This window comes from Pseudomonas sp. S10E 269, assembly GCF_002798465.1.
In the GTDB taxonomy this organism is placed as follows: domain Bacteria; phylum Pseudomonadota; class Gammaproteobacteria; order Pseudomonadales; family Pseudomonadaceae; genus Aquipseudomonas; species Aquipseudomonas pergaminensis.
In genome coordinates, this window is the sequence record NZ_PHIJ01000001.1 from 1,172,261 (window position 1) to 1,182,838 (window position 10,578).

Genomic DNA, 10,578 nt, shown 5'->3' on the forward strand with positions numbered 1-10,578 from the left:
GGCCTGCTCACCACATTAGGCCCGATCGCCACTAAGCGCCCTAAAATTCAGGCATAAAAAAGGCCACCCGAAGGTGGCCTTTCAAAACTAAAGAAAGAGAGTTGTTACTTACACCGCCGCAACGGGACGCATGTAAGAGATCGGTGCGGTGCTGGCATCTTCGAAGGTCACGACTTCCCAAGCGTCTGTCTGCTCAATCAACTTGCGCAGCAGCTGGTTGTTAAGGGCGTGGCCCGACTTGAAGCCTTTGAACTCGCCTATCAGGCTATTGCCCAGCAGGTAGAGGTCACCGATTGCATCGAGGATCTTGTGCTTCACGAACTCGTCTTCGTAGCGAAGGCCGTCTTCGTTCAGTACACCATCCGCGTCGACCACAATGGCGTTTTCAACGCTGCCGCCGAGTGCGAGGTTGTGCTTGCGCAGGTACTCGATGTCACTCATGAAACCAAAGGTACGGGCGCGGCTGACTTCTTTTACAAACGAAGTGCTGGAAAAATCCACGCTTGCACTTTGGGTGCGGTCACGGAATACCGGGTGATCGAAATCGATCTCAAAGCTCACTTTAAAGCCTTCGAACGGGACGAAGGTGGCGCGCTTGTCGCCGTCTTCTACTGTCACTTCCCGCAGAATGCGAATGAACTTCTTGGCTGCGTCCTGTTCTTCCAGGCCGGCAGATTGAATCAAGAATACGAAGGGTCCAGCGCTGCCATCCATGATCGGGACTTCGGACGCGGAGAGCTCGACGTAGGCGTTATCGATGCCCAGGCCAGCCATGGCCGAGAGCAAGTGCTCCACCGTGTCCACTTTGACGTCACCGTTGACCAATGTGGTCGACATAGTGGTTTCGCCAACGTTTTCCGCGCGAGCAGGAATCTGCACCACAGGGTCCAGGTCGGCACGCACAAACACGATGCCGGTGTCGACAGGTGCAGGCTTGAGGGTCAGGTATACCTTCTCCCCGGAGTGCAGACCTACACCTGTGGCACGAATAATATTCTTCAGGGTGCGTTGTTTAATCATGGCTTGGACCGCTTCAGCGCAAATTGCGAACTGGTATCAACAAAGGCTGGCGATAATAGCAGACCAGACCTTTGCTGAACACCAATCACCTTCATAGCCCTGATACATTCCATTAATCGGCCTGACGACGCAGGAATGCCGGGATGTCCAAGTAGTCCAGATCATCTTGCGGATTCGGGCTACGGGACGCCGCAGCACCGGCCTGAGCCTGATTGCGCATCACGGTCGGACGGTCCAGGTCACGGTAGTTCACCGACGGCAGTTCCTGGCGCGAAGGCGCTGGAGCGGCAGCCGCTTGGCTGGCGTGGCTGGCTTGACTGTTATGCAGGGTGTTGTCGATGACCTTCACAGGCTTCTCGATTTTCGCGCCCAGGCCGGTGGCGACCACGGTCACGTGCAGCTCGTCGCGCATGTCCGGATCGATAACGGTACCGACCTTGACCATGGCGTGCTCGGAAGCGAAGGCTTCAATGATGCTACCCACGTCGGAGTACTCACCCAGGGACAGGTCAGGACCGGCGGTGATGTTCACCAGGATGCCGCGTGCGCCTTGCAGGTTCACGTCTTCCAGCAACGGGTTGCGGATGGCCGCTTCGGTGGCTTCACGCGCACGGTTCGGACCGCTGGCGCAGCCAGTGCCCATCATCGCCATGCCCATTTCGCTCATCACGGTGCGTACGTCGGCAAAGTCGACGTTGATCATGCCTGGGCGCTTGATGATGTCGGAGATACCGCGAACGGCGCCGGCCAGTACATCGTCAGCCTTGGCGAACGCGGACAGCAGGCTTGCGTCCTTGCCCAGGATAGTCAGCAGTTTCTCGTTGGGGATGGTGATCAACGAGTCGACGCTTTCAGACAGCAGACGGATACCTTCGTCGGCGATCTGCATGCGCTTGCGGCCTTCGAACGGGAACGGACGGGTCACGACAGCAACCGTCAGAATCCCCATTTCCTTGGCCACTTCGGCAATGATCGGCGCAGCACCGGTACCGGTACCGCCGCCCATGCCAGTGGTGATGAACACCATGTTGGTGCCTTGCAGCACTTCAGCAATACGCTCGCGGTCTTCCAGCGCGGCTTGACGGCCGACTTCCGGGTTGGCGCCAGCGCCGAGGCCCTTGGTCACGGCTGTGCCCAATTGCAGGATGGTCCGCGCGCCGATGCTTTTCAGCGCCTGGGCATCAGTGTTGGCGCAGATGAATTCAACGCCTTCAATGTTGCTCTTGACCATGTGATTGACAGCGTTGCCGCCGCCACCGCCGACACCGATCACTTTGATGACCGGGCTTGCGGGGATGTTGTCTACGAGTTCGAACATGTTCCCTCTCCTTTCGTTTTCTCTAGTTTTTTCGCCTACTGCTTACAACGGTGTCGCGGTAAATCTTAAAAATTGCCTTTGACCCATGCCTGCAAACGCTCGAACAACGGCGCTTTCGCCTCGTCGTCGCTGCGGTAGCTGTCACGGTTACTCGGGCCCGACAGAGAAATGCCGTCGGTCTGCTTTTGCAGCCCGTACAACAGCAAGCCCACACCGGTGGAATAAATCGGGTTGCGTACTACGTCGCCCAAGCCTTTGACGCCATGGGGCACGCCCAGGCGGACTGGCATGTGGAAGATTTCCTCGGCCAGTTCGACCGCGCCTTCCATCTTCGAGGTGCCACCGGTCAGCACGATGCCGGCCGGGATCAAATCTTCGTAGCCGCTGCGACGCAGTTCCGCCTGGATCAGGGTGAACAGTTCGTCGTAGCGCGGCTCGACCACTTCGGCCAGGGCCTGGCGCGACAGTTCGCGCGGTGGACGATCGCCCACGCTTGGTACCTTGATGGTCTCGCCGGCACCGGCCAGTTTGGCCAGGGCGCAGGCGTAGCGAATCTTGATTTCTTCGGCGTACTGGGTCGGTGTACGCAGCGCCATGGCGATGTCGTTGGTCACTTGGTCGCCAGCAATCGGGATCACGGCGGTGTGACGGATCGCACCCTCGGTGAAGATCGCGATGTCGGTGGTGCCGCCGCCGATGTCGACCAAGCACACGCCCAGCTCTTTTTCGTCGTCGGTCAGCACCGAGTAGGCCGAGGCCAACTGTTCAAGAATGATGTCGTCGATTTCCAGGCCGCAGCGGCGCACGCATTTTTCAATGTTCTGTGCGGCGTTGACGGCGCAGGTCACCACGTGGACCTTGGCTTCCAGACGTACGCCGGACATGCCCAGCGGCTCACGAACGCCTTCCTGGTTGTCGATCACGTAGTCCTGGGGCAGCGTGTGCAACACGCGCTGGTCAGCCGGGATCGCCACGGCCTGGGCAGCGTCAAGCACGCGCTCAAGGTCGGCGGAGCTGACTTCGCGGTCGCGGATTGCCACGATGCCGTGGGAGTTCAGGCTGCGAATATGGTTGCCCGCCACGCCAACGAATGCCGAGTGGATCCGGCAACCGGCCATCAGCTGCGCTTCTTCGATGGCGCGCTGGATCGACTGCACGGTGGACTCGATGTTCACCACCACGCCCTTCTTCAGGCCCCGGGACGGATGCGTGCCAATACCGACGATTTCGATGACGCCGTCTTCACCGACCTCGCCCACCAGCGCCACCACTTTGGAGGTGCCGATATCGAGACCGACGATCATTTTGCCGCTTTGCACGTTTGCCATGGGTCCTGCCTCTTCTTAATTCTTCGCGACAGCGGGTTGCGCTGCCGTGGGCGCAGCCGGTTCACGCCAGCCGACGGCAAGGCCGTTGGCGTAACGCAGGTCGACGCTCGCAATGTTCGTAATCTGTTCTTTCAAGGTCTTGTCATAGATGGCAATGAAGCGGCGCATCTTTTCCACCAAGCGGTCGCGTCCCAGCAACAACTGGATGCCCGGGCCGGAACTGCCTGCCCCGGTCGTCAAAAACCAGCTACCCCGTTCACGCAGTTCCAGGCGTGCAATGGAGAAGCCCATTGGCCGCAGCATCTGGCTCAAGGCCTGGTACTGCTGCATCACTTGCTGCTGCGCCCGCTGCGGCCCGAACAACTGCGGCAGGTGCTCGTAGTTCGCCAGCTCACGCGGGGTGAACGCCTGGCCCTGGTTGTTCAACAGCGCTTCGTCGCCCCAACGGGCCACGGGCAGTTGTTCTTCCAGGCGGATCGTCACTTGGTCCGGCCATACGCGGCGGACTTCGGCGTGGGCGATCCACGGCATCTGCTCCAGCTCCGCGCGCATACCGGCCAGGTCGATGGTAAAGAAGCTCGCCGCCAGGTACGGGCCAATGCGCTGCTGTACCGCTTGCTGGCTGATGTAGCTCAAGTCGCCCTGCACGCTGATCTTGGTGATCGGCCGGTCGGCATACGGCAACAGACGCTGCGCGCCCTCGTAGGTTCCGAAGCCCAGCACCACCAGCAACACCGGCCAGAACAGCGCCTTGAGGAAACCAAAGTTGGCTTTCGGCAGGCGCGCCGACATCGGCTCTTTAGCCACCATTCGGCTGGCACCCCGTGGCACCGGCTTGCGGCTCGGTGCTTGTGGGGGCTGATGACGAAGCGATGCGCCTTTCATGTCTTAGCCTCTTGGCTCAATGCTGTCGGCCAGGATCGCCAGCACCAACTGCTGGAAGTCCAGACCGGCCGCACGGGCTGCCATAGGTACCAGGCTGTGATCGGTCATGCCCGGTGCGGTGTTGACTTCCAGGAACCAGAAATTCCCCTGGTCATCCTGCATCACGTCTGCGCGCGCCCAACCGGCGATACCCAGCGCCTCACAGGCTTTAGCCGTGAGGTCCATCAATTCCTGTTCTTTGCTTGCGTCAAGGCCGCACGGGATCCGGTACTGGGTATCGGAAGCCAGGTACTTGGCGTCGTAGTCGTAAAAGGTGTGGGGCGTGCCCAATGCGATAGGCGGCAATACCTGGCCACGCAGGGTGGCGATGGTGTACTCGGGACCCTGGATCCACTGTTCCACCAACACTTGCGAATCGTAGGTACTTGCCGCTTTCCATGCGTCGATCAATTCGGCGGCCGAGTTCACTTTAGCCATGCCGATACTGGAGCCTTCATGGGCAGGTTTGACGATCAAAGGCAGGCCCAGTTCCTTGGCTGCAGAAATACAATCGTCTTCGCTGCACAGCACGCTGTGACGCGGGGTTGGAATGCCCAGGCTGTGCCACACCTGCTTGGTGCGCAACTTGTCCATCGCCAGCGCGGAAGCAAGGATGCCGCTGCCGGTGTAAGGGATGCCGGCGCACTCCAACAGGCCTTGCATGCTGCCGTCTTCACCGCCACGGCCGTGGAGGATGATGAAGGCGCGATCGATCTTCTCGGCCAGAAGGCGAGCGAGGAAGTCATCGCCCACGTCGATGCCGAAGGCGTTCACGCCGGCGCTTTGCAGGGCTTCGAGCACGGCGTTGCCGGACTTGAGCGACACTTCACGCTCGGCGCTTTTGCCGCCGAACAACACCGCCACGCGACCGAAGTCAGCGGGTGCGATTGTGGAAAACAGGGAGCCGTAGTCGTTGATCATTTCGACTTCCCCTTCGCGGCGGCAAACAGCGGGCTCGCCAGTAATTTAGGGGCAAGGCCACCAATGTCACCGGCACCCTGGCACAGCAAAATGTCACCGGCCCGCAGCAGCGGCTTGACGATCGGTGCCAGGTCCACACCACGTTCGATGTAGATCGGGTCCAACTGGCCCCGCTGACGGATGCTGTTGCACAGCTTGCGGCTGTCCGCACCCGGGATCGGTTCTTCACCGGCCGGGTAGACTTCCATCAGCAGCAGCACGTTGGCATCGGCCAGTACATTGACGAAATCGTCATACAGGTCGCGGGTACGGCTGTAGCGGTGCGGCTGGTAGACCATCACCAGGCGGCGCTCCGGCCAGCCACCGCGCACGGCCTTGATCACCGCGGCGACTTCAGTCGGGTGGTGACCGTAGTCGTCCACCAGCATCACGTCACCGCCCTCTACCGGCAACTGGCCGTAGACCTGGAAGCGACGGCCCACGCCGGCAAAGCGCGACAGGCCTTCGACGATGGCGTCATCGCTGACGCCTTCGTCGGTGGCAATGCAGATGGTCGCCAAGGAATTGAGTACGTTGTGGTTGCCCGGCATGTTCACTGATACATCCAGTGGCTCACGGTCCGGACGCAGCACGGTGAAGAAGGTTTGCATGCCTTCCTGGCGCACATTGATAGCGCGCACGTCAGCGTCTTCGCTGAAGCCGTAGGTCACGGTCGGGCGTTTGACCAGCGGCAGGATTTCGCGCACCACCGGATCGTCCAGGCACACCACCGCCAGACCGTAGAACGGCAGGTTGTGCAGGAATTCGACGAAGGTTTTCTTCAACTTGTTGAAGTCACCGTCGTAGGTCGCCATGTGGTCTTCGTCGATGTTGGTGACGACAGCGACCAGCGGTTGCAGGTGCAGGAAGCTCGCATCACTCTCATCGGCTTCGGCAATGAGGTAGCGGCTGGTGCCAAGCTGGGCATTGGTGCCGGCTGCATTCAGGCGACCACCGATGACAAAGGTCGGGTCCAGGCCACCGGCGGCGAACACCGAGGCGATCAGGCTGGTGGTGGTGGTTTTGCCATGGGTACCGGCAACGGCGATGCCGTGGCGGTAGCGCATCAGCTCGGCCAGCATCTCGGCGCGTGGCACCACGGGAATGCGGCGCTCAAGGGCAGTGGCCACTTCCGGGTTGGAGGTGTTCACGGCGCTGGACACCACCAGCACGTCAGCCTCGGAGGCGTTTTCGGCGCGGTGGCCGATAAAGATCTGCGCACCGAAGGTTTTCAGGCGATCAGTGACCGGCGACTCTTTCAAGTCGGAGCCGGACACCTGGTAACCCAGGTTCAGCAACACTTCGGCGATGCCGCACATGCCCACGCCGCCGATACCGACGAAGTGGATACGCCGGATGCGGCGCATTTCCGGTTGCGGCATGGCTTTCTGATTCTCAACCATGGGCCACCTCCAGGCAGATATCGACCACGGTGCGGGTTGCGTCAGGTTTGGCCAGGCGGCTTGCGGTGCTCGCCATGCTGTTGAGTCGTTCCGGTTGCATCAATACCTCGGTCAGGCGTGCGGCCAAATCGGCGGCGCCAGTCGTTCTTTGCGGCAGCAGGAAGGCAGCGCCCTCCCCGGCCAAATATTCGGCGTTGCGGGTCTGGTGATCGTCGATGGCGTGGGGCAAAGGCACCAGCAAGGACGGCAGACCGGCGGCGGCCAGTTCACTGACGGTCAGCGCACCGGAGCGGCAGACCACCAGGTCGGCCCAGCCATAGGCGTGGGCCATGTCTTTGATGAAAGGCTGTACGTTCGCCTCAACACCGGCTTCGCGATAACGCGTGGCGGTGACTTCACCGTGATCTTTGCCAGCCTGATGGAAGACCTCCGGACGCAATTCCACGGGGAGTTGCGCCAGGGCTTGGGGCAGCAGTTTGTTCAACGGCTCGGAGCCCAGGCTGCCGCCCATGACCAGCAGGTGCGGCTTGCGCCCGGCCAGTGCTTCGCGAGCAATGTCCATAAACAGTTCGGTGCGTACCGGATTACCGGTGGTGCGCAGCTTGTCCGATGCACCAAAGGTTTTCGGGAACGCTTCACACACCCGTGCAGCCAATGGCGCCAGCAGGCGGTTGGCGGTTCCGGCGACGGCGTTTTGCTCGTGCACGATCACCGGCACACCAGCGAGCCGAGCAGCAACACCACCAGGACCTGTCACGTACCCACCAAAACCGAGCACGCATACCGGTTTCAATTCACGAATGATTTTGCGCGCCTGCCACACCGCCTTGAGCAACACGAACGGCGCCTTGAGCAAGGACAACTTGCTCTTGCCGCGCAGGCCGGTGACGTTGATCAGGTGCAGCGGCAAGCCGGCGGTCGGCACCAATTCATTTTCGATGCCACGCGGTGTGCCCAACCAGTGCACGGTGTAGCCACGGTTCTGGAATTCCCGCGCGCACGCCAGGGCCGGGAACACATGGCCCCCGGTGCCGCCCGCCATGATCAGCACGTTAGCGCCCATGGGTCGGCTCCTCGGCGAAGTCGCTTTCGCTGAACTCCATCTCTTCGCTGCCCAGGTGGGTGCGACTCTCCCACTCGATGCGCAGCAACAGGCCCAGGCACGCGCAGCAGATCACCAACGAACTGCCGCCGTAACTGAGGAACGGCAAGGTCAGGCCCTTGGTCGGCAGCAGGCCGACGTTCACACCGATGTTGATCAGGAACTGGCCGATCCACAGGAACGACAAGCCATACGCCACATAGGCGGCGAAATACTGTTTGGCCTTCTCGGCCCACAGGCCGATGTACATGCCGCGCACGCACACGAACACGAACAGCGCGACGGTGCAGAGCGAACCGACCACACCGAGTTCTTCCGCAAGCACCGAGAACACGAAGTCGGTATGCGCTTCCGGCAGGTAGAACTGCTTCTGCACGCTGTTGCCCAGGCCCACGCCCAGCCACTCGCCGCGACCGAAGGCGATCAGCGCCTGGGTCAACTGGTAGCCGGAACCAAACTGGTCGGACCATGGGTCGGTAAAGGTGATCAAGCGCGCCATCCGGTAGGGTTGCGCTTGTACCAGCACAGTCACCGCCGCCACCGCCAGCACCACCATCAAAGTGAAGCGGAACAGGCCCACGCCGCCAAGGAACAGCATCGCGGCCGCCGCGCCCATCATGACGACGGTGGCGCCGAAGTCCGGCTCCATCAGCAACAGACCGGCCATCGGCAGCAGCACGATGAACGGCTTGAAGAAACCCATCCAGCTTTCGCGTACTTCTTTCTGGCGACGCACCAGGTAGCCGGCGAGGTAGATCACCACGAACACCTTGGCGATTTCCGACGGCTGCACGTTGAATGCACCGAAGCCGATCCAGCGCATCGAACCGTTCACCTCCCGGCCAATGCCAGGCAGGATCACCATGATCAGCAAGCCAAACGCGCCGATCAGCATCAGCCAGCCCAGGCGTTGCCAGGTGGCGATTGGGATCATCATGGTCACGATGCACGCGCCCAAGCCGATCACCAGGTACACCAGGTGGCGGATCATCATGTACAGGGTGTTGCCGGACTGCACGGCGGCGACTTCGGAGGACGCCGACGTGATCATCACCAGGCCCAGGCCGAGTAACGCCAGGCAACCGGCGAGCATCGGGAAATCGAGGTCGACACCGCGCCCAGTGATGATCGGCGACGGGTACGGCTTGATGATGTTCCGAAAGTTGATACTCATGCCAAGGCCTCCACGGCGCGGGCGAACAGCTGGCCGCGCTCTTCGTAGTTCTTGAACATGTCGAAACTGGCGCAGGCGGGCGACAGCAACACCGCATCGCCCGGCTGGGCCAGGGCTTTGCACTGGGCAATCGCGTCATCCAGCGAGGTGGCACGCACTTGCGGCACGGCATCACCCAAAGCAGCAGCGATCAGGTCGGAATCGCGGCCCATCAGCACCACGGCGCGACAGTGTTCAGCCACCGGGCCTTTAAGGTCCTTGAAGTCGGCACCCTTACCGTCGCCACCGGCGATCAGCACCAGCTTGCCTTCGATATCGGCGCCAAGGCCTTCAATGGCCGCCAGTGCCGCACCGACGTTGGTGGCCTTGGAGTCGTTGTAATAGCTGACGCCATCGAGGTCGCGCACCCACTGGCAGCGATGCTCGAGGCCGCCAAAGGTACGCAGCGCAGCCAGCATGGCCTCAAACGGCAGGCCAACGGCATGGCCAAGCGCCAGGGCCGCCAGGGCGTTGGACTGGTTATGCGCGCCACGGATTTTCAGCTCGCGCACCGGCATCAGGTTCTGGAATTCGAAGGCCAGGTATTTCTCGCCATTCTCTTCGCGAATGCCGAAGGCTTTGAAGTCGGGTTTGCTCAGGCCGAAGGTCCAGCATGGCAGGCCTTCGCCCATCAGCGGACGGCTCAGCGCGTCCTGACGGTTGACCACCACTTGCTTGGCGCCACGGAAGATCCGGTGCTTGGCCAAGTGATAGGCCGGCAGGCCGCTGTAGCGGTCCATGTGGTCTTCACTCACGTTCAATACAGTGGCCACTTCGGCACCGAGGTCGTGGGTGGTTTCCAGCTGGAAGCTCGACAGCTCCATCACATACAGCTCGACATCGTCGCTGAGCAGGTCCAGCGCCGGGGTGCCGAGGTTGCCACCCACGGCGACGCGCTTGCCGGCCGCAGCCGCCATCTCGCCCACCAGGGTGGTCACAGTGCTTTTCGCGTTGGAGCCGCTGATGGCCACGATCGGTGCCTTCGCGTGGCGCGCGAACAGGTCGATATCGCCGGACAGCTTGACGCCACGGGCAGCAGCGGCTTGCAGGGCCGGTGTCGCGATCGCCAGGCCAGGGCTCACGTAGAGCTCATCGGCACGGCACAGAAACTCGACATCCAACTCGCCACAACGCACTTCCACGTGCGGGTAGTCACGGCGCAGCGTGACCAGCTCCGGTGGATTTTCCCGCGTATCGGCCACGGCAAACGGCTTGCCCCGGTTCGCCAGGAAGCGAACCAGGGACATGCCGCTCTTGCCGAGGCCGACAACGATGCGGAAGTGGTCTGAAGCGATCAGGGACACTCGTTT

At 61.5% G+C, this 10,578-nt stretch carries 9 protein-coding genes; all 9 read right to left on the bottom strand.

What is annotated here, in order from left to right; genetic code table 11:
- Positions 1-108: 108 nt before the first annotated feature.
- The 9 genes from lpxC to murD all read right to left on the bottom strand — a co-directional run bounded on the left by lpxC (position 109) and on the right by murD (position 10,572).
- Positions 109-1,020, bottom strand: coding sequence for a UDP-3-O-acyl-N-acetylglucosamine deacetylase (lpxC, locus tag CWC48_RS05510; RefSeq protein WP_003171886.1), 912 nt, complete (start codon positions 1,018-1,020; stop codon positions 109-111).
- A gap of 112 nt (positions 1,021-1,132) precedes the next feature.
- A complete protein-coding gene (gene ftsZ, locus CWC48_RS05515) occupies positions 1,133-2,338 on the bottom strand; it encodes a cell division protein FtsZ (RefSeq protein ID WP_017526184.1) in 1,206 nt (401 codons plus the stop codon).
- A gap of 65 nt (positions 2,339-2,403) precedes the next feature.
- Positions 2,404-3,666, bottom strand: coding sequence for a cell division protein FtsA (ftsA, locus tag CWC48_RS05520; protein WP_010213031.1), 1,263 nt, complete (start codon positions 3,664-3,666; stop codon positions 2,404-2,406).
- A 15-nt stretch (positions 3,667-3,681) separates the two neighbouring features.
- Positions 3,682-4,551, bottom strand: coding sequence for a cell division protein FtsQ/DivIB (locus CWC48_RS05525; RefSeq protein ID WP_016974963.1), 870 nt, complete (start codon positions 4,549-4,551; stop codon positions 3,682-3,684).
- Positions 4,552-4,554: 3 nt separating this feature from the next.
- Positions 4,555-5,511, bottom strand: coding sequence for a D-alanine--D-alanine ligase (locus CWC48_RS05530; protein ID WP_099494070.1), 957 nt, complete (start codon positions 5,509-5,511; stop codon positions 4,555-4,557).
- Positions 5,508-6,953 carry a UDP-N-acetylmuramate--L-alanine ligase gene (gene murC / locus CWC48_RS05535; RefSeq protein WP_078046961.1) on the bottom strand — a complete coding sequence of 482 codons (1,446 nt, stop codon included), beginning with the start codon at positions 6,951-6,953 and terminating at the stop codon, positions 5,508-5,510. Before murC ends, CWC48_RS05530 begins: the two co-directional genes overlap by 4 nt.
- Entirely contained in the window at positions 6,946-8,016 is a 1,071-nt protein-coding gene (gene murG / locus CWC48_RS05540; RefSeq protein ID WP_099494069.1) for an undecaprenyldiphospho-muramoylpentapeptide beta-N-acetylglucosaminyltransferase, read from the bottom strand. Before murG ends, murC begins: the two co-directional genes overlap by 8 nt.
- Positions 8,006-9,229 (bottom strand): putative lipid II flippase FtsW, encoded by a 1,224-nt coding sequence (ftsW, locus tag CWC48_RS05545; RefSeq protein WP_078046959.1) that lies wholly within the window; start codon positions 9,227-9,229, stop codon positions 8,006-8,008. The genes murG and ftsW overlap by 11 nt, the downstream gene beginning before the upstream one ends.
- Positions 9,226-10,572, bottom strand: a complete 1,347-nt coding sequence (gene murD, locus CWC48_RS05550; RefSeq protein WP_100491468.1) for a UDP-N-acetylmuramoyl-L-alanine--D-glutamate ligase — start codon at positions 10,570-10,572, stop codon at positions 9,226-9,228. The genes ftsW and murD overlap by 4 nt, the downstream gene beginning before the upstream one ends.
- Between the last annotated feature and the right edge of the window lie 6 nt (positions 10,573-10,578).